This window comes from Rhizobium aethiopicum, assembly GCF_014197535.1.
In the GTDB taxonomy this organism is placed as follows: domain Bacteria; phylum Pseudomonadota; class Alphaproteobacteria; order Rhizobiales; family Rhizobiaceae; genus Rhizobium; species Rhizobium aethiopicum_A.
Genome location: NZ_JACIFV010000002.1, coordinates 157,794 through 176,357, shown reverse-complemented (window position 1 = coordinate 176,357; position 18,564 = coordinate 157,794). Strand labels below are relative to the sequence as shown.

Sequence of the window (18,564 nt, the reverse complement as noted above, 5' to 3'; positions counted from 1 at the left end):
GCCGCTGAGATGGGGCGCCGGGCATATCAGAGCGCCGTGCGTGGAATTCATCCTGATCGAGAGTAGGAAAGTCGCAGCTTGCGTCCTCGCCCGGAAGCGCCGCTCGCACAAATAATCAATCGATTGACTTATTTTATCAAAGGCGCTATAAAATGTCATGATCCAAGAACGCGACGACCTAAATCCGCCAGCTTCAGCCCGCGCCGAGATCGCGCGCCAGAAGATGCTGTCCGCTGCTCTCGATGTCTTCGGGCGCTACGGTTTCGATGGCGCCTCGACGCGCCAGCTGACTGAAGCCGCCGGCGTCAACCTGCAGGCGATCCCCTATTATTTCGGCAGCAAGGAAGGCCTCTACATCGCCACCGCCGAATATCTGATGATGAGGATCGATGCGCATGTCAGCGGCATGAGGGCGCGCATCGGCGCGCATCTGATGGCGCTCGACGCGGCCGGCGAGCCGCTCGTCGAAGCCGACGCCCGCCTCTTCCTGACCGAAGTTCTCCAGACCATGGTGACGCTCTTCGTCGCCAAGGAATCAGAACCCTGGGCCCGCTTCCTCATCCGCGAGCAGATGGAGCCGACCGAAGCTTTCAAGCGGGTTTATCGGGGCATCATGCGGCCGATGATCGAAATGGGCCGGCGCCTGGTCGGCGCCATTCTCGGCGAGGACCCGGCGTCCGAACATGTGCGCCTGCGCACTTTCAACCTCGTCGGCAGCATCCTCATCTTCCGCTTTGCCCACGCCTCCGTACTCGCCCAGATGGAATGGGACGCCTTCGGCCCGGAACAGGTGGAAATCCTGCGGGGCCTTGCTGCCGAACTGGTCGATGTCATCGGCCCGCCGAAAGGAGGCGCAGCATGAAACGCATCCTTCCGCTCGTGATCCTTCTCCTCCTTGCCGCAGGTGCCGCCGCCTGGTGGTATGGCTTGCCCGAACGGCTCGGCTGGCTGCCCGAGGCGCGGCGCGAATTCGTTCTTTACGGCAATGTCGATATTCGTCAGGTCTCGCTCGGCTTCCGCGTCAGCGGCCGCCTCTCCGAACTGCGCGTCGACGAGGGCGATGTCGTCAGGAGCGGCACGGTTCTGGCGAAGCTCGACGCCGCCCCCTATGAATTCGCCGTCCGCTCCGGCGAGGCCAATGCTGCGGCCCTTCGCGCGACGCTCGACAAGCTGAAGGCTGGCCCGCGGCCGACCGAGATCGCCCAGGCGCGAGCTGCCTACGACGAAAGCCTCGCGGATCTGCAGAATGCCAACCTCGCTTACGACCGCGCCCGCCAGCTTCGCCCGCAGGGCACGATTTCCGAAGCGAACCTCGACCAGGCGACCGCCGCAAAGGCGATGGCCGCCGCCCGCTCGCAATCCGCCAACGAGGCGCTGAAGCTGCTGCAGGAAGGCTCGCGCGTCGAGGATATCGCCGCCGCCGACGCCCAGCTGAAGGCCGCCGAGGCCACACTCGCCTCGGCCCGAACCTCGCTCGCAGACACCGAACTGCGTGCTCCGAACGACGGCGTCATCCTCTCGCGGGTGCGGGAGAACGGCGCGATCGTCTCGCCGGCCGATACCGTCTTCGTGCTTTCCCTGACAACGCCGGTCTGGGTGCGCAGCTATGTCGCCGAACCCGATCTCGGCCGCATCCACCCCGGCATGAAAGTATCCGTCGCCTCCGATACCCTGCCGGATAGACCCTATGAAGGCACCATCGGCTTCATCTCGCCGGTCGCCGAATTCACGCCGAAGTCGGTGGAAACGCCTGAACTGAGGACCGATCTCGTCTATCGCCTGAGGATCGTCATCGACAGGCCCGGCCCCGACCTGCGGCAGGGCATGCCGGTCACCGTGCGGCTGTCCACGCCGCCGGCAGGCGGACAATGACTGCCCCCGAACCCGGTCGGGACGCCAAGCCGCTCGTTCGGATCGACGGCGTCACCAAACGCTTCGGTGATGCGCCCGCAGCCCTCGACGCCGTCTCCGGCGTCATCGGCGGCGGCGCGATCACCGGCCTCGTTGGCCCCGACGGCGCCGGCAAGACGACGCTGATCCGGCTGATGACCGGCCTGATGCTGCCCGACACCGGAACGATGGAAGTTCTGGGCTTCGACACCAGAAAGAACGCCGCCGCCATTCAGACGGCGATCGGCTACATGCCGCAGCGCTTCGGTCTTTATGAGGATCTCTCGGTGCAGGAGAACCTCGACCTCTATGCCGATTTGCGCGGCCTGCCGAAGAGCGAACGCGCCGGCGCCTTCGACGAACTGCTGACCTTCACCGACCTCAAGCGCTTCACCGGCAGGCTCGCCGGAAAGCTCTCCGGCGGCATGAAACAGAAGCTCGGCCTTGCCTGCGCGCTTCTGAAAAAGCCGCGCCTGCTGCTGCTCGACGAACCGGGCGTCGGCGTCGATCCGATCTCGCGCCGCGACCTCTGGAAGATGGTCGAGAACCTGACGAAGGAAGGCATCGGCGTGGTCTGGTCGACCGCCTATCTCGATGAGGCCGAAGCCTGCGACCACGTGCTGCTCTTGAACCAGGGAAAACTGCTCTTCTCGGGAAAACCGAATGAAATGACCGAGCGCGTCAGCGACCGCGTCTTCCGGGTATCCGATGTCACCGGCCGCCGTCGGCAGGTTCTCGCCGAACTCCTGCAGGCCGATGGCGTCATCGACGGCGTGATTCAGGGCGAGGCGATCCGCCTCGTCGCGGCCAGCGGCAAGACGCCCGATATCGGCAAGGCCGGCAACGGCGCATCGCTTTCCCCTGCCCCACCGCGTTTCGAGGACGCATTCGTCGATATGCTCGGCGGCGGCCCCGGCGGCCGCTCCCGGCTCGCCGAAGCGCAAGAGCCGCTGAAGGCCGAGGGCGACCGCCCGGTGATCGAGGCGAGGGGCTTGACCAAGCGCTTCGGCGATTTCACCGCCGCCGACGACATCAGCTTCGATATCCGCCGCGGCGAGATCTTCGGCCTGCTTGGGCCAAACGGCGCCGGCAAGTCCACCACCTTCAAGATGCTCTGCGGCCTGCTGAAACCGACCGGCGGCGAAGGCCGTGTCGCCGGTTTCGATCTTCGCCGCGACGCTGCCGAAGCGCGCAATCAGCTCGGCTATATGGCACAGAAATTCTCGCTCTATGGCGATCTTACAGTCATGCAGAACCTGGAATTCTTCGCCGGCGTCTATGGCCTTCGCGGGCAGCGAAGACGCGAGCGCATAGAGCTGATGGCCGATATTTTCGATTTCGGCCGCCACGCCCGTGAACCCGCCAAGGACCTGCCGCTCGGGCTCAAGCAACGCCTGGCGCTTGCCTGCGCCGTCATGCACGAACCGCGTGCCCTCTTCCTCGATGAACCGACCTCGGGCGTCGATCCGATCACTCGCCGCGAGTTCTGGACGCATATCAACGGCTTGGTCGAAAAAGGCGTCACCGTGCTCGTCACCACCCATTTCATGGACGAGGCGGAATATTGCGACCGCATTTCGCTGATCTACCGCGGCCGCTCGATCGCACTCGGTTCTCCCGATGAGTTGAAGGCACGCGTCGCGACAAAGGACGCGCCGGATCCGACGATGGAGGACACCTTCATCGCGCTGGTGCAACAATCGGAAGCGGAGGATGCGGCATGAGCATTTCCTCCGGCCGGCTCCGGCGTCTTGCAGCTCTGGTGCGCAAGGAAAGCTTCCAGGCGATCCGCGACCCGAGCAGCATCCTCATCGCCTTCGTGTTGCCGCTGATCCTGCTCTTCCTCTTCGGCTACGGCGTCTCGCTCGATACAACGCGTACCCGCATAGGCCTCGTGACCGAGGAGATGACGCCGCTGACGCAGGACCTCGCGGCCAGCTTCCGGGCCTCGCGCTATTTCGACGTGGCGATCGGCCGTGACCGCCGCCTGTTCGAAGAAGATCTCGTGATCGGACAGGTGCGCGGCATCGTCGTCATCCCGGCCGATTTCACCACCCGTTATACCGCCGGCAACCGCCCGCAGGTCCAAGTGATTGTCGACGGCTCCGATCCGAACACGGCGAACTTCGTCCAGAACTATGCGCAGGGCGCCGTTGTCAACTGGGAACAGCAGAGGCAGGCGGACGTCGCCTCCCACAGTCCCGCCATCACAGTCGAGCAGCGCTTCTGGTTCAATCCGGAGCTGACCAGCCGCAATTTCCTCGTGCCGGGCTCGATCGCCATCGTCATGACGCTGGTCGGCACGCTGCTGACCTCACTCGTCGTCGCCCGCGAATGGGAGCGCGGGACGATGGAAGCAATGATGGCGACGCCGGTGACGGCCGTCGAGCTGCTTGCCGGCAAGATCCTGCCCTATTTTCTGCTCGGCCTCACCTCGATGACGCTCTGCGTGCTGCTTGCGGTCTTTCTCTTCGGCGTGCCGTTCCGCGGCTCCGTCGCCGGCCTTTATGCGCTGTCGGCCGCCTTCCTGATCCCGGCGCTCGGGCAAGGCCTGTTGATCTCGACGGCAACCAAGAACCAGTTCCTCGCCTCGCAGCTGGCGCTGATCTCCGCCTTCCTGCCGGCCTTCCTGCTCTCGGGCTTCCTGTTCGAGATCAACTCCATGCCCAAGATCATCCAGTGGATCACCTTCATCGTGCCGGCGCGCTACCTGATCCCCAGCCTGCAGACGGTGTTTCTCGCCGGCGACATCTGGCCGATGTTCGGTCGAGCAGTCTCGGTCATGCTGACGATCGGCGGCGTCATGTTCGTCCTGGCCGCACGCAGCACCAGAAAGAGGATCGGCTGAGATGGGATGGACAAGGCTCTACGCCCTCATCGTCAAGGAATTGCTCGCCGTGCTGCGCGACCCCAAGGGCCGCGCCATCCTGATCGGCCCGCCGATCGTCCAGCTCCTCGTCTTTTCGTATGCGGCGACGCTCGAAGTGCGCAATGTCGACGTCATGATCCTCAACCGCGACAGCGGCCATTGGGGCCAGGAGCTGATCGAGCGCATCGATGGCTCGCCGACCTTCCGCAATATCGAGATCGCCGCCGAACAGGCGCAGGTCCAGGTGGCTATCGACAATCAGGCGGTCATCGCGGCGGTCGAAATCGGCCCGGATTTCTCCCGCAATATCGAAGCGGGAACGCCGACCGACCTGCAGGTGGTGCTCGACGGCCGCCGTTCCAACGCCTCGCAGATCGTCGCGGGCTACCTCTCGCAGATCGGCGCGACGCTTGCCGCCGAGACACCGGCCGGCAAACGCGCCGGCGCCAGCATCGTCTCATCCGTGCCGCGCAACTGGTTCAACCCGAACCTCACCTATCAATGGTTCATGGTGCCGAACCTGATCGCCAGCATCGCGCTCCTGATCGGCCTGATCGTCACGGCGCTGTCGATCGCCCGCGAGCGCGAGCTCGGCACCTTCGACCAACTGATGGTCTCGCCGTTGCGCCTGCACGAGATCCTGATCGGCAAGCTGATCCCGCCGATGATGATCGGCCTCTTCCACATCACCGTCTATATCCTCGCCGCCGTCTTCCTCTTCGAGGTGCCGCTGCGCGGCTCGCTCTTCCTGCTTTACGGCAGCGCCATCTTCTATCTCGGTTCTGTCGCCGGCCTCGGTCTTTTCATCTCGGCGCTGTCGATGACGCAGCAGCAGGCGATCCTCGGCGCCTTCCTCTTCATGGTCCCGGCCATGCTGCTCTCCGGCTTCGCGACCCCGATCGAAAACATGCCGGGCTGGCTGCAGCCGATAACCTACGTCAATCCGCTGCGCTATTTCCTGGTGATCGTCAAAGGCGTTTTCCTCAAGGATATCCCGTTGAGCGAAGTGGTGAACCAGACCATCCCGCTGGCGCTGATCGCCACCGTCACGCTCAGCGCCGCCGCCTGGCTCTTCCGCCGGCGCCTGGAATAATCCCAGTCCCACACATGCTGCGGCCGTCTCACAGAATGTAAACCGGCCTTCCAAAGCGTGACTCTTTGCTGCTGGAACCTCGATTTGGCGTCGTCGTTACCCAAACGCAACCCCAGCAAAGGAGAAGCAAAATGTACAAGATTCTACTTGTCTCCAGCGCCCTTGCGCTGTCGTCGCTTGCCACCAACGCCCTGGCTGACGGAGCCGTGACCGGCGCTGCCGGCGGCGCCATCACCGGCGCGATCGTCGGTGGCCCCGTAGGCGCTGCCGTGGGCGGCATAGCCGGCGGTGTTGCCGGCGCCGTGGTCGATCCGCCGCCGCGTGAGGTCGTTACCTACGTTCAGCAGCAGCCGGCCCCGACCTCCCGCGTGGTCGTCGAGCAGCCGATCGTCGTCGGCAAGCCGCTTCCGGCCGATGTCGTCGTCACTCCGGTGCCCGACAACCCGAAATACGCCTATACGGTCGTCAACGATCGTCGTGTGATCGTTGAACCCCGCACCCATAGAGTCGTGCAGGTCATCGAATAATCAAGCGGTCGAGACCGCCTGCTGCGGCTCGACCACCTCCGGCCCCGCTTCGGCGGGGCCTTTTTTCTACGTTTGCACCAACAATCAATCGGCGCGCGATAGCACGGCAAACCGTCGTCTGAACGGCGGCTTCCATATTCCAAGCGGAGATCAGACTTTCAGCTCGCGACGCTCGCGCTCCGTCACCATGGCAAGGTCGAGGACCTTCTGCAGGTTGGCGGCGTGGCGGAAGTTGGGGTCGGGCTGGATGCCGCTTGCCACCGCTTCGGCGAAGCGCTGGTAGTTGGTCGGCACCGGCGGCACTTCGATCTCCTTCCAGGTGGCGGTCTCGGCATCCTCTCCGAGGCACCCCCGCAACTCGGACTCGGCCGGGCGATGGATGACCTCGAGGCTGCCCTTTTCGCCATAGATGCGCAGCTTCAGCTCATTCAGATGGCCCGTCGCCCAGCGGCTGGCATGGATGACGCCGAGCGCGCCGTTGGCGAAATCGACAGCCATGGTAAAGCTGTCATTGGCGTCGAGCATATACTCGCCGATCTGGCCGCCCGGCGCCTTGTTGAACGTCTTCAGCCGGGCAAAGACGTGGTCGATGTCGGTCGCGGCGCCATACGCGGCGAAATCGAGGATGTGGATGCCGACATCGCCGAGCACCCCGTTCGAGCCGTGGCCGGTGGAAAGCCGCCACAGCCAGGTCGATTCGGTGCGCCAGTCGCCCCAGGCGCGCGAGACGAGCCAGCTCTGGAGATAGGAGGCCTCCACATGCTTGATCGTGCCGAGTTCGCCGGCGAGCACCATTTCGCGGGCGCGCTGCAGCGGCGCGACGTTGCGATAGGTGAGATTCACCATGTTGATGACACCGGCCTTTTCGGCCGCTTCCGTCATCTCCAGCGCCTTCGGATAGTTTTCCGCCAGCGGCTTCTCGCAGAGCACATGTTTGCCGGCCGCAATCAGCGCCATGGTGGTCGGGTGATGGATGCGATCGGGCGTGATGTTCGTCGCCGCATCGAACTCACCCCAGGCGATCGCCTCATCCAATGAATGAAACCGCTTCTCGATGTTGAACTTGTCGGCAAAGGCGGAAAGCCGATCGGGATCGGTGTCGACGGCGCCAACCACCGTCACGCCGTCGATTTTGCTGAAGTGGGTGAGCTGGTTTTTCGCCATCACGCCCGTGCCAAGAACGAGTAGTCGCATGAATGCTCCTCAGCGGTAACCGGCTTCGCCGGCGTGGTGCAGTTTCGGGCCGCGTTCGACGATCGGCTCCAATGCCTTTTCCACCGGCACATTTGGAGCGTCGGTAATGCCAGTCAACGCGCCTTCAGGGTTGTAGGCCCACTTGACGCCGTTGATCAGCACCTTCTGGACGGTGGCGTCGTGATAGGTCGGATAGGTCTCATGGCCCGGGCGGAAATAGAAGATGTTGCCGGCGCCGCGGCGCCAGGTCAGGCCCGAGCGGAACACTTCCCCGCCCTGGAACCAGGAGATGAACACCGTTTCGAGCGGCTCCGGCACCGAGAACTGCTCGCCATACATTTCCTCGTTCTCGAGCTCGAAATGCTCGCCGATGCCGGCGGCGATCGGATGGCGGGGGTTGATCGTCCACAGCCGCTCGCGCTCGCCCGCCTCGCGCCATTTCAGCGCGCAGGGCGTGCCCATCAGCCGCTTGAAGATCTTCGAGAAATGGCCGGAATGCAGGACGAGAAGCCCCATCCCTTCCCAGACGCGCTTGGCGACGCGCTCGACGACGACATCGGAGACCGCGCCATGATCCTTGTGACCCCACCAGGTCAGGACGTCGATTTCGGCAAGGCGGGCCTCGCTCAGCCCGTGCTCCGGCTCCTGCAGCGTCGCCGTGATCGCGGAGATGGCGGGATCGGTATTCAGCGCATTGGCGATCGTCGTATGCATGCCTTCCGGGTAGATGCCCCGGACGACCGCATTGGTATTCTCGTGGATATTCTCTCCCCAGACGACGGTGCGTATGGCCATGCTGTGCTCCTCTGGAAGCTGGAAGGATCGTTAGGTGGGAAAGGCAGAATTCAAAGCGCTTTGGAAAAAGGCGCCGGGTGCGCCTCGATCTCCACAACGTCCGAGCAACACATAGCGCTTTGTCAGGAGTTTGACAAAGGGGAAATTTTCTCTCGTGAGACGCCGGAGGATCCTCTGAGATATAACAATGAAATCAATGAGAAACGGATTTCGAGAACAGATTGACGACGATGACGCCCGATATGATCAGTCCGAGGCCGACAATGGCCGGCAGGTCGAGGCGCTGCTTGAAAAAGATCAGGCCGACCGAAGAAATCAGCACGATTCCCAAAGCGCTCCAAATCGCATAGGCGATGCCGACGGGAATGCTCTTCAGCGTCAAGGACAGGCAATAGAAGGCCGCCGCATAACAGGCGACGACAAGCGCCGTCGGCCCGATGCGGGTAAACTGCTGCGACAATTGCAGCGCCGTAGTGCCGATGACTTCGAGCACGATGGCTGCAAAGAGCAGCCCGTAGATGGCGGCCTGGCTCATGACGAATTCCTTTTCGGATTACTTTCCCGTGAGCTCGACGAGACGGCTGATGAGATTCCGCCTCAGAGCACTGCTGATGTCGTGGCTCTCCAACGTGTCGGCGAACCACAGCCCGTCGGCGGCGAACCGCACGATTTGTGCATCGAGCGAGGAGTCGGTGCCGACATATTCCTCAGCCCGCGCCTGCACCCATTGGCGCCAGCGAAGGCGCGGCCTGGGTTCGGCGAGAAGCGCGATCGTCACCTGCGTCCAGCTCCTGGAATCGTCGGGGCGATCCTTGAGACCGGACACCGCCCTGAGATAGGCCCGGGTGAAGCGCCCCTGCGGCACGGGATCGCCGCGCATCAGCTCCTCGATATCCGCATCGAACCTTTCGAGCAGACTCTCGAAAAGCGCGTCGAGCAGCGCATTCTTCGTCGGGAAGTGATGCAGCAATCCGCCCTTGCTGACGCTGGAGGCGGCGGAGACCGCATCAAGTGTCACGGCCGCCATGCCTTCGCTGGCTGCAAGACGCGCTGCGACCTCCAGCAATTCCTGGCGCACGAGAGCCGGTTGTTTCTTGCGATGATGAGCGTTTGACATGAAAAATAAAGATACCGTCCAGACGGTTTTGTCAAGAGGAATCGGTGCAAACCCCTGCTCCACAGGCATTATGCGCGAAACGCCGCGGCACCTTGATGACAGTTGCGATCATTTTCCATCAGGTGCATGAAGGATCGGGGAATGGCATGATATCGGGGATGGTTTCGTGACGGAGAAGGTCACCACTCTATACGAGGCGATCGGCGGCGATCCCGCCGTGCGGGCGCTGACCAACCGCTTCTATGCGCTGATGGATACGCTGCCGGAGGCAAGCAACGTGCGTGCTGTGCACCCGCCGAGCCTCGAAGGCAGCGAAGAGAAATTCTACGAATATATGACCGGCTATCTCGGCGGCCCGTCGCTTTATACCGACAAGCGCGGCCATCCGCGCCTGCGCAGCCGCCATTTCGTCGCCGAGATCGGCCCGGTCGAGCGCGACGAATGGCTGCTCTGTTTCCGCCGCGCGCTCGACGAGACGATATCGAGCCAGGCGCTGCGCGATCTCATCTGGGCGCCGGTCGAGCGCCTTGCCTATCACATGCAGAATAAGGCCCCTGACGACAAGGAACAACCATGAGCCTGAACGCGCGCCTGGAGCCGGTGCTCTATCTCTTTGCCGGCCTGTTCGGCGTCGCCGGCGTGGCGCTCGCCGCGCTTGCCGCCCATGGCGGCGGTGAGGCCAACCTTGCGGCATCCGCCTCCGCCATGTGCCTCGCGCACGCCCCCGCCCTGCTCGCCTTGGCTCTCGGCAGCGCCAAGCTCAAAAGCGCCTGGCTGGCCGGTTTTCTGATGATTGTCGGAACGCTGCTCTTTGCCGGCGATCTGGTCTCGCTGCGTTTTGCCGGTTCCGGCCTCTTCCCTTATGCCGCGCCCACCGGCGGCTGGGCGATGATGCTCGGCTGGCTGGCCGTGGCGGCGGGTGCTGTCTTGCGAGTTCGCTCCTGAGAGAGCTTTGACTCATCCGCAACTGGGCGGCGTATGGAAGGCACCCCCTCTCCTCCCTCATCCCTGTGCTCGTCACAGGGATCCAGTGCGCCCAAGTCCTTGGGCGCGGAAGACTCATTCATTGCAGAGAGTTAATCACGGCGCGGACGCGCCGTGGCTGGATTCCTGTGACGAGCACAGGAATGAGGGAGGATAAAGAACCCTCGCCTTCTCCATACAAACGCATCAACCGCTATCAGATACCCTCGACCAAAATTAAAACCGTCAAAAACCGGCGGCCCTTTATACATCGCCTTGTGGTCTCCGGCATTGCGATGCGCAGCGCGAAAATTCTCGGACTTCGTCCAGTTCTGAAAATCCTCTTCGCTCTTCCAGACCGTGTGCGAGGAATAGAGCGTATAACCCTCTTCTTCGTTGCCCTTGCCGCGCAGCAGCCGGAATTCGACGAAACCGGGCACCTCGGCCAGGCCGGAATCGCGATTGCGCCAGACCGTCTCGAAATCGCCCTCACTCCAGGTTACGACCTTGAAGCGGTTCATTGCGATATACATGGAATCTCCTCAGGCTTTCCGTTTGCCCGCCCTTATCGCAGGTGAGGGAAAGGCGAGAATATTATTGCCGTTTGCCGCCGCCGCGCCAAGCGGTCTTGTCGCCGCTTCCCCAGGCATTCGCGCCTCCCAGGTCGGGAACAGCGTCACATTCTGGTAGATCTGCCGGCGTTCGGCATGCTGCTGAAAAAGCTCGTAAAGCTCGGGCACGAGGCCGTCGCCGCTCTGCGCGGCGAGCTTGTGCAGGCCGATCATGGTGAAGCCGTCGGGGCGCTTGTCATTCATCGGGAATTGTCTCGTTCGTTCATCGTCTGCAGCGCACGTTCCAGGCTGGACTTGCTGCCGTTTCGAAGCGGGATGAAGGCCTTGCTGAACTTCTTGCAGCCGGTCTTCACGCGCAGGCAGGCATCATGGCTGATACAGTCGATGGGGCAGAACACGCAGTCGACAGAGGGTAGCAAGGTGTCGATGCGCGAAACCGCCTCGCGCAGGCCGCCATCGTGATGAATGAGCTCGGCGCCGAAATTACTGGCGATCTGGCGCAGATGCGCCACCTGGCAGTCGCGGCCGCCGACATAAAGGAAACTGCGGCCATCCAGTTTGGTTCGTCCGTTGGATGCCTGGCCGACCTCCTCGCCCGCGCTGTCGCGGACCTCCCGGTTCGATCCCTTCTTGCCCTTGCGAGCCATATGCCACCCGTTCGCTCGTTGATCGTCACACGATTCCTGCGTGTGCAGACGGACATTATTAAACTGGATTTATGCAGTAAAGTATAAAGTTGATTACTTTTATCATATTATCTTGTGACCTGGACCTCCTGGGAAAAGGTCCAGCTAGCCTTCCCCCACTCGGAAGGCAGAGGTGGGAAAGGCGCCGCGCGCCGCACACCATCCAAAACAGCTTTATCCAACTCCGCAACACCCGAACTGCGAGCAACGGAAACCGATGCCACCCTACCTGTTCCGTTAATCGTCAATTGAACCTTGACGGTGATACTACCGCCCTTGTTCTTGTATTCATTGGGCACGCGAACAGCACGCCGGATCCGCTTCTGTACCTTGCCCGGGTAGTTGGCTACGGCCGCGCTTCCCACACCATCACTTCCGCCCGTCGCGGTTGATGTTCCATCAATTTCCGGCCCGTTCTGACCGCTGACCACGCCCCTCGTCCGGTCTTCACGATCTAAGCCCTTGTCCCCACCCGCAGGTTTCGCCTTCTTCTGAAGCTGTTTCTTTTCCACCGGTTTCGGCTTGTCAGCCTTTGGCTTCGGTTTTGTCGCCGGCTTTTCTTCAGGCTCCGGCGAGACCTCTGCAGTCTCGACAGGTTTTATTTCTTCCGGCGGAACTTCGGTGGGCTGTAGCGCCATTGGCGCTATCTCTGCCGGTACTAATGCCTGCTGGACTTCAGGCGTCGGCTGTTCGGGCAAAGTCGTCGCCGTCGGCTGAATGACGGAAGATTCTGCAGGACTCTCCGAGACAAGCACCTCTGGCTCGGCGGCAACAACGGTCTCAGGAGAAACGTGCGTAACGTCCTGCACCGGCGGCACGGACTCCGCCGTTTCGGTTTCTACCGGCTGGATCTGCTCCGGCGGCAGGGCCGTAGCATTTAGCTCAGTGGCCTCTTCCGATTGAACTGTAGCCGGTTCAACCTCTTCCGCCGCAACTTGCTCGGGCTGCCGTTCTAATTCCGGATCACCCGCCGATGTCTGATTAACGTCAGAATCGCCATAAACGACGACGCTGACAGCTTCACCAGCGTCTTCGATTGCTTCGTCCGGCGGTCGTGACACAAATAAGCTGAGAGCAACCACCAAACCTGCGTGAAAAAGGAACGAACCGACACACGTCAGCGCCACCCGCCGCCGCACCGGCTTCTGCTCGTCTTCCTGCTTCTCCACCGCCGCATCCATCGGCGGCGCAGAAGCGGGAGCGGCCGGTTCGGGTTCCGGATGATCGGGAAAGGAAGAGATCTGCGCAAAACGCGTGTAGTGGATCACCGTCTCGCCGGCAGGCTGCCGCTGCGCGTTGCGCAGTTCGGGAAGCTCGTGGCCGGGGTGCATGCCGGGCATGTTGTCGTTCAGGCTGGTGTCGGCGCTCTCCTCCCCGATGAGCACGTGTCTCGATCTGGATTTCGCTGAAATCGCCATTCTTTACGCCTCGGACAGCCGGAAAACATGTCCGCCGGGTTCATCCCGGCGTCTTCTCATCCTTCGAAAGGAACGGAGATCTGCGAGCGGGTGACGAGACCCTTCATGCATTCACCGGCGACCGGCCCGTCGCAGACCGGTGTGTCGTTGATGAGGATGCGGGTCACGCTCTCGCATTTGACATTCGGCATGTCGAACTGGCGCACGCGCTTCTTGCCTTGCGGGAGATCGCGGAAGTCGAGAACGGTGATCCGGTCGACGGCATTCTTGTCGTTGAAGAAGGCAAGCTCGAAGGAAACCTTGTTGATGGCGGCGGGTAGCGTGTTGAGCGCCACGAAAGTCATCATGCAGCCCTTCTGCGAGGGCGCCAGCGCATTGAGTTCGACATCGAGGGAGGCTGCCGGCGCCGCATCCTGCGCCTGGGCTACGCTTGCAACCGTCATCACCAAGCTGGCCGCAAAGGCCGCAAACCTACCCGTCATAATCGTCTCCGCATTGTCGCGAGCCGTCAACGGACGGCTTCGTAGCAGCAATCTCACAAACTTGACTGCATTAGTCTTCTATTGCGTTTTTAAAAAACCATGAGTCTGAAAGTCAAGTTAATTGTAAACCCAATCGGAGAGCGTAGATGGCCGGTCTCACGGAATTGCCAGCCGAAATAACGGTCAAAAGCCAGACACCTTTAAGAATGTGCCACCGTCCTGCGAGCTGCCGGCGCAGCACCGGATCGTCGAAAGCGCATGGGCCTGACCTCGGGCCAAAATCTGCACCCCGTCAAATCAGATCAGACGACCGCCGCAGCTCTCGCCTCCGTCGACCTTGTCGGCTTCGACGGCCGCTTTTGCCAGCGAGCAGCGGCGCGTGCAGCTTACCCGCGTTCTCTGTCAGATTTCCGAACCCGTCGTCGACGGCAAGCCCTGCTGGCTGCTGCTCGACGAAAACCGTTTCGAGCCTCGACATCAGCCCCAGCTGACGATCATGATGCACGACCTGAACCTGACCGCTCTTTTTGCCGACCGCGTCGTCCTGATCAAATCACCCGGCTCGCCCCGCCGGAAGCATCAAGGAAGTGCTGACAGACGAGACGATGCTCTCGGCCTTCGGTTGCGCGCTGCGAATCAACCAGATCCCGGCCGACGGCACGCCTTTCGCCCTCGCCCCACAGCGCCCTCTCCCCTGCCGGAGCCTGCGCGGGCGGAACTTTTGCCCCCGCAACACGTTGTCGGCAATGATCTAGGTCAATGCCGGGCGACATCATTCATGCAACGGACGGTGGTGACCCCTCGTGCGAAAATAGGCGGGCTTGCGCGCGCCCACCAATGGAGACAGCCATGAGCTATTCTATATTCCAGTCCGGCCGCAGCCGCCGCAACGGCACCTTCCACAATCTCGAATCCGGTATAGAAGACCAGATCGAAGCATTGCGCGACGAGCTTGCCGAACTGACGCGTCTGGTCGGCAAAAACTCACGACACCAGAGCGAGAAGTTTCGCAGCCAGGCGAGCGCCGGCTTTGAGGAACTGCTCGGCCGCAGCGAGGATCTGCTGCGCGAACTGCAGCACGGTTACGAGCGCGGCGCAACAGAAATGCGCGAGACGGTGCGCAATCATCCGCTGGCAACAATCGGCGCCGCTGCCGCTTTGGGCTTGGCCATCGCCTTCCTCGCCCGTCGCTGAGGAAGCGCGATGCTGTCGATCCTCAGCCTGCTGACGGGCGCAAGCGTGCATCGCACCCTCGCCCGCGCCAAACGCACCAGCATCTTCATCGCGGTTGCCGCGCTCTTCCTCCTCACAGCCTATGCGCTGGCGGTGGCCGCCGGCGCCATTTGGCTCGCCGGCATCTACGGTCCGCTCGCCGCCGTCCTCTTCCTGGCCTTCGGCGCGCTGCTGGTCGCAATCATTGTGCTGGTGGTGATGTCGATCATCAACGCCCGCGAGGCACGCCGCGCCCGCGATCGCCGCGCGGCGCTGGAATCTCTGGCGACGGTAGGCATCGGCCTCGTCCGAGCCCAACCGCTGCTCACCGCCGGGGTTCTAGCCGCGATTGTCGCGGCCAACCTTATGGGTTCGAAGCGGGAGGATTGATCGGCATAGATGCTCCTGATCGTTCTGAGAAGGGGCGATGAAAAGCGAATTTGCACACCAACGGAGGGTTTGGGTAGGACGCCCACCCCAACCTCCCTCATTCCTGTGCCTGTCACAGGAATCCAGCCATGGCGCGTCCGCGCCGTGAATGACTCTCATCAAAACAAAATTAGTCTCTCGCGCCCAAGGACTTGGGCGCACTGTATTCCTGGGACAAGCACAGGAATGAGGGAGGAAAGGTAAGCGCTGGAATGGCGAAGCCATCACGTGGGGCGTCATCGCCCATCCAACGACCCAAAATGCGCGCCCAGGAAGGACGCCCGGCGCCTCCCATTCACAATCCCTCTCAAAACGCAAAAGCCTTCGAGGTCAGCGGCGCCGAAGTGGCGTCGGGGCCGAAATCGGCCTCGCCGGAAATCTGCAGCAGTTCCTGCAGGCGCTGCCGCGCGCGGTTGACGCGGCTCTTGATGGTGCCGACGGCGCAGCCGCAGATTTCCGCGGCCTCCTCGTACGAAAATCCCGAGGCGCCGACGAGGATGATCGCCTCGCGCTGGTCCGGCGGCAGCTGATCGAGCGCCTTCTTGAAATCCTGCAGATCGAGCGCGCCATATTGCGAGGGATGCATGGCCATCGATTCCGTGAACAGCCCATCGCTGTCCTGCACCTCGCGACCGCTCTTGCGCATCTGGCTGTAGAGTTCGTTACGCAGGATTGTGAAGAGCCAGGCCTTCATATTGGTGCCCATCTCAAAATGATCCTGCTTGGCCCAGGCCTTCATGATCGTGTCCTGGACGAGATCGTCGGCGCGATCATGCCGTCCGATCAGCGAAATGGCAAAAGCGCGAAGGCTAGGGAGGGCCGCCAGCAATTCCCGCTTGAAGCTGGGTTGCAGTTTCTCTTCCATGCGACGATCCTATTCGGCCATCTTGGCAGAAGCCATCATTTCAGCATGGTCGAGCTTTTCGAGAAGGTCGAGAAAACGATCGGGGATCGCCTCTTCCTGTGCCGCGGCATAGAGCGACCGCAGCTTGACGCCGATCTGATTGTTCGGGTCCAGAATATCGCTTGCCCGCAGCTCCAGCTTCCGCTGATCCGCCGCCTCTTTATTGCGTGTAGTCATCAACTCGTCTTCTCACCGTTATCTGTTCCAGAGGCGTGCAAATCACGAAATCCACCACCGACACCGACCGTTCCACTATCGATGTCGCTGGTATTTGCCGCGGCATGGGTCAAAATGCTACGCCCTTTCTTTGTCGGGTGGGATAATGCGGCGCGACAAAAAAAGTTCCTGCCCTTCCGGAACTTTTTTACCAAGGCAGCGTTAACCGCCCATTGAACCTACGACCGGCCTGCATACGGGAGCCTTTGATGACACTTTCTACTCGAATTGCGCCGCACCTTCCTTATCTGCGTCGCTATTCCCGCGCCCTTACCGGCACCCAGACTTCAGGTGACGCTTACGTCGCCGCCGTTCTCGAAGCCATTATAGCCGACCTGTCGATCTTCCCGGATACGCCAAATGACCGGGTCGCGCTTTACAAACTGTTCACGCAACTGTTTGGTTCCACTGCGGTCCAGATTCCAGAGCCGACCTCCCCTTATGCGTGGGAACAGCGCGCCACACTCAACCTGTCCAAGGTTTCGCCGGGCGCCCGTCAGGCCTTCCTGCTCGCTTCGGTGGAGAATTTCCGCGTTGGAGAAATCGCGGAAATTCTCGAACTCGATGAACAGGACGTCATGCAGTTGCTCGACAAGGCCTCGCAGGAAATCTCCCGTCAGGTCGCAACCGACATCATGATTATCGAGGATGAACCGCTGATCGCTATGGATATCGAGCAGATGGTCGAAAGCCTCGGCCATCGCGTCACCGGCATTGCCCGCACGCATGCCGAAGCCGTCGCGCTTTACAACAAGACCAAACCGAGCATGGTGCTCGCCGACATCCAGCTTGCCGACGGCAGTTCCGGCATAGACGCGGTCAACGACATCCTCAAGACGTCGAGCGTGCCGGTGATCTTCATCACCGCATTCCCGGAACGGCTTTTGACGGGCGAACGCCCCGAACCCACTTTCCTCGTCACCAAACCGTTCAACCCCGACATGGTCAAGGCCCTGATCAGTCAAGCGCTTTTCTTCAATGAATCGACCAAAGTAGCCGCCTGAGACGCAATTTTCCGGTTCTCGGAACCAAACCGCCGAGACAGGCGTTCCGGTGCTACCGGGGCGCCCCGATGACTTTAACGGTTTTTGCAGCGCTTTATTCTAGAGTTGGCAGGCGGTTTCTCGCGGGCGTCCCGTTCAGCGACGCTCCGAGATGTCACAGGGAAAGGCGGCCGAGTGAATACGACTGAACCATTGTCGGGCACGCCTTTCACCTTCGAAGGCAAAGCCGCAATGATGGAGCGGGCGCTCGGCAGCGCCGGGATTTCGATCCTCTGCCAGGACGCCCGGCTTTCAATCTTCTACGTCGAAAATCTGCCGCCTCATTTCGCAGGGCTTTTTATGCCCGGCGGCAGTGATGCCACCCTTTTCGGCGATGCCCATGGGCAATATCTGACGGCGCTGAAACGCAAGGTGCTGGAGACTGGCATTCCCAACAATGCCGAGGTCGAAATCGATGTCGACGGCGAAATGCGTACCTATGAACTGAAGATCCAACGCACCGGCGACCGTGGCACACTTGGACTTCTGTCCGTGATGACCGAGGTCACTGAAAGCCGACATCGCGAAAAAGTGCTGAAATCGCTGCTGCGTGAGCTCTCGCACCGTTCGAAGAACCTTCTCGCTATCATTCAGGGAATTGCGACCCAAACAGCGCGCAACACGCTCTCGCTCGACAGTTTCCTCCTCAAGTTCCGCGGCAGGCTGCAATCGCTTTCCAACTCCCAGGACCTCGTCACGGATTCGAGCTGGCGGGGCGCCTATCTCTTCGAGCTCGCTGAAAAGCAGTTCGCTCCCTACTGGCCGGAGACATCAGGCTCCATGCCGATCTACGGCATCAATGCCCATCTGACGCCGAATGCCGCCGTGCATCTCGGCCTCGCCCTCCACGAGCTCATTGTCAACTCCGCCTCCTACGGGGCTATATCAGGCGGCGCCGCCTCAATCACGTTGAACTGCCGCGAAGCGATGATCAACGACAGGAAGGCAATCGAGATCGCCTGGGCCGAAGTGCTGCAGGACCAGTCGGAAGTCCATGAGTTCAGCGACAACAGCTTCGGCCGCACCGTGCTCGAGCGTGTCGTGCCCTCGTCTGTCAACGGCAAAGCGGAATTGAGCCTTGTGCCCGGCCGCATCGAATATCGTCTGACTATTCCGGAAACCGAATTCGAAATCTTCAAGCGTGTGTGAAGCCC

Annotated in this window: 22 protein-coding genes and 2 pseudogenes; 13 read left to right on the top strand and 11 right to left on the bottom strand. The window is 61.7% G+C overall.

Annotated elements, in window-relative coordinates:
• Nucleotides 1–157: 157 nt before the first annotated feature.
• The 6 genes from GGD53_RS03995 to GGD53_RS03970 all read left to right on the top strand — a co-directional run bounded on the left by GGD53_RS03995 (nt 158) and on the right by GGD53_RS03970 (nt 6,379).
• Nucleotides 158–862 carry a CerR family C-terminal domain-containing protein gene (locus tag GGD53_RS03995; protein ID WP_184453795.1) on the top strand — a complete coding sequence of 235 codons (705 nt, stop codon included), beginning with the start codon at nt 158–160 and terminating at the stop codon, nt 860–862.
• Nucleotides 859–1,872, top strand: a complete 1,014-nt coding sequence (gene hlyD, locus GGD53_RS03990; protein ID WP_184453793.1) for a secretion protein HlyD — start codon at nt 859–861, stop codon at nt 1,870–1,872. Before GGD53_RS03995 ends, hlyD begins: the two co-directional genes overlap by 4 nt.
• Nucleotides 1,869–3,614, top strand: a complete 1,746-nt coding sequence (locus tag GGD53_RS03985; protein ID WP_184453791.1) for an ATP-binding cassette domain-containing protein — start codon at nt 1,869–1,871, stop codon at nt 3,612–3,614. Before hlyD ends, GGD53_RS03985 begins: the two co-directional genes overlap by 4 nt.
• Nucleotides 3,611–4,738 carry an ABC transporter permease gene (locus GGD53_RS03980; RefSeq protein WP_184453789.1) on the top strand — a complete coding sequence of 376 codons (1,128 nt, stop codon included), beginning with the start codon at nt 3,611–3,613 and terminating at the stop codon, nt 4,736–4,738. Before GGD53_RS03985 ends, GGD53_RS03980 begins: the two co-directional genes overlap by 4 nt.
• A gap of 1 nt (nt 4,739) precedes the next feature.
• Nucleotides 4,740–5,852, top strand: a complete 1,113-nt coding sequence (locus GGD53_RS03975; RefSeq protein ID WP_184453787.1) for an ABC transporter permease — start codon at nt 4,740–4,742, stop codon at nt 5,850–5,852.
• Nucleotides 5,853–5,983: 131 nt separating this feature from the next.
• Nucleotides 5,984–6,379 (top strand): DUF1236 domain-containing protein, encoded by a 396-nt coding sequence (locus GGD53_RS03970; RefSeq protein WP_064804450.1) that lies wholly within the window; start codon nt 5,984–5,986, stop codon nt 6,377–6,379.
• A 150-nt stretch (nt 6,380–6,529) separates the two neighbouring features.
• Here the strand turns inward: GGD53_RS03970 and GGD53_RS03965 are convergent, their stop codons facing one another.
• The 4 genes from GGD53_RS03965 to GGD53_RS03950 form a co-directional block, all read right to left on the bottom strand.
• Nucleotides 6,530–7,573, bottom strand: a complete 1,044-nt coding sequence (locus GGD53_RS03965; RefSeq protein ID WP_184453785.1) for a Gfo/Idh/MocA family protein — start codon at nt 7,571–7,573, stop codon at nt 6,530–6,532.
• Between the two features lie 9 nt (nt 7,574–7,582).
• The gene (locus GGD53_RS03960) at nt 7,583–8,368 is read right to left on the bottom strand and encodes a ThuA domain-containing protein (protein WP_184453783.1); all 786 of its coding nucleotides are present in this window, start codon (nt 8,366–8,368) and stop codon (nt 7,583–7,585) included.
• Nucleotides 8,369–8,561: 193 nt separating this feature from the next.
• Nucleotides 8,562–8,903 carry a DMT family transporter gene (locus GGD53_RS03955; protein WP_064804454.1) on the bottom strand — a complete coding sequence of 114 codons (342 nt, stop codon included), beginning with the start codon at nt 8,901–8,903 and terminating at the stop codon, nt 8,562–8,564.
• Between the two features lie 18 nt (nt 8,904–8,921).
• On the bottom strand, nt 8,922–9,485 hold the full coding sequence (locus GGD53_RS03950) for a TetR/AcrR family transcriptional regulator (RefSeq protein ID WP_184453781.1): 564 nt from the start codon (nt 9,483–9,485) through the stop codon (nt 8,922–8,924).
• 166 nt (nt 9,486–9,651) lie between these two features.
• Between GGD53_RS03950 and GGD53_RS03945 the strand changes: the two genes are divergently transcribed.
• Both GGD53_RS03945 and GGD53_RS03940 read left to right on the top strand, forming a co-directional pair.
• Complete coding sequence (locus tag GGD53_RS03945; protein ID WP_184453779.1) at nt 9,652–10,062, top strand: group II truncated hemoglobin; 411 nt, start codon at nt 9,652–9,654, stop codon at nt 10,060–10,062.
• Nucleotides 10,059–10,430, top strand: coding sequence for a DUF423 domain-containing protein (locus GGD53_RS03940; protein WP_184453777.1), 372 nt, complete (start codon nt 10,059–10,061; stop codon nt 10,428–10,430). The genes GGD53_RS03945 and GGD53_RS03940 overlap by 4 nt, the downstream gene beginning before the upstream one ends.
• Before the next feature lie 254 nt (nt 10,431–10,684).
• Here GGD53_RS03940 and GGD53_RS03935 read toward each other — a convergent pair.
• The 5 genes and pseudogenes from GGD53_RS03935 to GGD53_RS03915 form a co-directional block, all read right to left on the bottom strand.
• Nucleotides 10,685–10,981 (bottom strand): annotated as a pseudogene (locus tag GGD53_RS03935) (antibiotic biosynthesis monooxygenase family protein); the annotation flags it as partial.
• 9 nt (nt 10,982–10,990) lie between these two features.
• Nucleotides 10,991–11,263, bottom strand: coding sequence for a hypothetical protein (locus GGD53_RS03930; RefSeq protein WP_184453775.1), 273 nt, complete (start codon nt 11,261–11,263; stop codon nt 10,991–10,993).
• On the bottom strand, nt 11,260–11,667 hold the full coding sequence (locus GGD53_RS03925) for a DUF2325 domain-containing protein (RefSeq protein WP_184453773.1): 408 nt from the start codon (nt 11,665–11,667) through the stop codon (nt 11,260–11,262). Before GGD53_RS03925 ends, GGD53_RS03930 begins: the two co-directional genes overlap by 4 nt.
• 107 nt (nt 11,668–11,774) lie before the next feature.
• Nucleotides 11,775–13,124 (bottom strand): cell envelope integrity protein TolA, encoded by a 1,350-nt coding sequence (locus tag GGD53_RS03920; protein ID WP_184453771.1) that lies wholly within the window; start codon nt 13,122–13,124, stop codon nt 11,775–11,777.
• 56 nt (nt 13,125–13,180) lie between these two features.
• Entirely contained in the window at nt 13,181–13,606 is a 426-nt protein-coding gene (locus tag GGD53_RS03915; RefSeq protein ID WP_184453769.1) for a hypothetical protein, read from the bottom strand.
• Nucleotides 13,607–13,861: 255 nt separating this feature from the next.
• On the opposite strand from GGD53_RS03915, the pseudogene GGD53_RS31595 reads away from it, so the two are divergent.
• From GGD53_RS31595 to GGD53_RS03905, 3 genes and pseudogenes are all read left to right on the top strand, one after another.
• Nucleotides 13,862–14,361: pseudogene (locus GGD53_RS31595) on the top strand (hypothetical protein); the annotation flags it as partial.
• Nucleotides 14,362–14,455: 94 nt separating this feature from the next.
• Nucleotides 14,456–14,800, top strand: a complete 345-nt coding sequence (locus GGD53_RS03910; RefSeq protein ID WP_184453767.1) for a glycine zipper domain-containing protein — start codon at nt 14,456–14,458, stop codon at nt 14,798–14,800.
• 9 nt (nt 14,801–14,809) lie between these two features.
• Nucleotides 14,810–15,208: a hypothetical protein gene (locus GGD53_RS03905; RefSeq protein ID WP_184453765.1), complete on the top strand. Its 399-nt coding sequence runs from the start codon at nt 14,810–14,812 to the stop codon at nt 15,206–15,208.
• A 346-nt stretch (nt 15,209–15,554) separates the two neighbouring features.
• On the opposite strand, the gene GGD53_RS03900 is transcribed toward GGD53_RS03905, so the two are convergent.
• A complete protein-coding gene (locus tag GGD53_RS03900) occupies nt 15,555–16,112 on the bottom strand; it encodes an RNA polymerase sigma factor (protein ID WP_011426507.1) in 558 nt (185 codons plus the stop codon).
• 9 nt (nt 16,113–16,121) lie between these two features.
• The gene (locus tag GGD53_RS03895) at nt 16,122–16,328 is read right to left on the bottom strand and encodes a NepR family anti-sigma factor (protein WP_011426508.1); all 207 of its coding nucleotides are present in this window, start codon (nt 16,326–16,328) and stop codon (nt 16,122–16,124) included.
• A 248-nt stretch (nt 16,329–16,576) separates the two neighbouring features.
• Here GGD53_RS03895 and GGD53_RS03890 point away from each other — a divergent pair, with 248 nt between their 5' ends.
• On the top strand, nt 16,577–17,371 hold the full coding sequence (locus tag GGD53_RS03890) for a response regulator (RefSeq protein WP_184453763.1): 795 nt from the start codon (nt 16,577–16,579) through the stop codon (nt 17,369–17,371).
• Between the two features lie 192 nt (nt 17,372–17,563).
• Nucleotides 17,564–18,559, top strand: coding sequence for a sensor histidine kinase (locus GGD53_RS03885; protein ID WP_184454311.1), 996 nt, complete (start codon nt 17,564–17,566; stop codon nt 18,557–18,559).
• Nucleotides 18,560–18,564: the final 5 nt, after the last annotated feature.

What these genes read in the sequence shown, in the direction of transcription:
- GGD53_RS03955 (WP_064804454.1), bottom strand. Translation starts at nt 8,903, where the DNA reads ATGAGCCAGGCCGCCATCTACGGGCTGCTCTTTGCAGCCATCGTGCTC.
- GGD53_RS03915 (WP_184453769.1), bottom strand. Translation starts at nt 13,606, where the DNA reads ATGACGGGTAGGTTTGCGGCCTTTGCGGCCAGCTTGGTGATGACGGTT.
- GGD53_RS03905 (WP_184453765.1), top strand. Translation starts at nt 14,810, where the DNA reads ATGCTGTCGATCCTCAGCCTGCTGACGGGCGCAAGCGTGCATCGCACC.
- GGD53_RS03995 (WP_184453795.1), top strand. Translation starts at nt 158, where the DNA reads ATGATCCAAGAACGCGACGACCTAAATCCGCCAGCTTCAGCCCGCGCC.
- GGD53_RS03900 (WP_011426507.1), bottom strand. Translation starts at nt 16,112, where the DNA reads ATGGAAGAGAAACTGCAACCCAGCTTCAAGCGGGAATTGCTGGCGGCC.
- GGD53_RS03940 (WP_184453777.1), top strand. Translation starts at nt 10,059, where the DNA reads ATGAGCCTGAACGCGCGCCTGGAGCCGGTGCTCTATCTCTTTGCCGGC.
- GGD53_RS03920 (WP_184453771.1), bottom strand. Translation starts at nt 13,124, where the DNA reads ATGGCGATTTCAGCGAAATCCAGATCGAGACACGTGCTCATCGGGGAG.
- GGD53_RS03985 (WP_184453791.1), top strand. Translation starts at nt 1,869, where the DNA reads ATGACTGCCCCCGAACCCGGTCGGGACGCCAAGCCGCTCGTTCGGATC.
- GGD53_RS03895 (WP_011426508.1), bottom strand. Translation starts at nt 16,328, where the DNA reads ATGACTACACGCAATAAAGAGGCGGCGGATCAGCGGAAGCTGGAGCTG.
- GGD53_RS03890 (WP_184453763.1), top strand. Translation starts at nt 16,577, where the DNA reads ATGACACTTTCTACTCGAATTGCGCCGCACCTTCCTTATCTGCGTCGC.
- GGD53_RS03975 (WP_184453787.1), top strand. Translation starts at nt 4,740, where the DNA reads ATGGGATGGACAAGGCTCTACGCCCTCATCGTCAAGGAATTGCTCGCC.
- GGD53_RS03980 (WP_184453789.1), top strand. Translation starts at nt 3,611, where the DNA reads ATGAGCATTTCCTCCGGCCGGCTCCGGCGTCTTGCAGCTCTGGTGCGC.
- hlyD (WP_184453793.1), top strand. Translation starts at nt 859, where the DNA reads ATGAAACGCATCCTTCCGCTCGTGATCCTTCTCCTCCTTGCCGCAGGT.
- GGD53_RS03930 (WP_184453775.1), bottom strand. Translation starts at nt 11,263, where the DNA reads ATGAATGACAAGCGCCCCGACGGCTTCACCATGATCGGCCTGCACAAG.
- GGD53_RS03950 (WP_184453781.1), bottom strand. Translation starts at nt 9,485, where the DNA reads ATGTCAAACGCTCATCATCGCAAGAAACAACCGGCTCTCGTGCGCCAG.
- GGD53_RS03925 (WP_184453773.1), bottom strand. Translation starts at nt 11,667, where the DNA reads ATGGCTCGCAAGGGCAAGAAGGGATCGAACCGGGAGGTCCGCGACAGC.
- GGD53_RS03910 (WP_184453767.1), top strand. Translation starts at nt 14,456, where the DNA reads ATGAGCTATTCTATATTCCAGTCCGGCCGCAGCCGCCGCAACGGCACC.
- GGD53_RS03960 (WP_184453783.1), bottom strand. Translation starts at nt 8,368, where the DNA reads ATGGCCATACGCACCGTCGTCTGGGGAGAGAATATCCACGAGAATACC.
- GGD53_RS03970 (WP_064804450.1), top strand. Translation starts at nt 5,984, where the DNA reads ATGTACAAGATTCTACTTGTCTCCAGCGCCCTTGCGCTGTCGTCGCTT.
- GGD53_RS03965 (WP_184453785.1), bottom strand. Translation starts at nt 7,573, where the DNA reads ATGCGACTACTCGTTCTTGGCACGGGCGTGATGGCGAAAAACCAGCTC.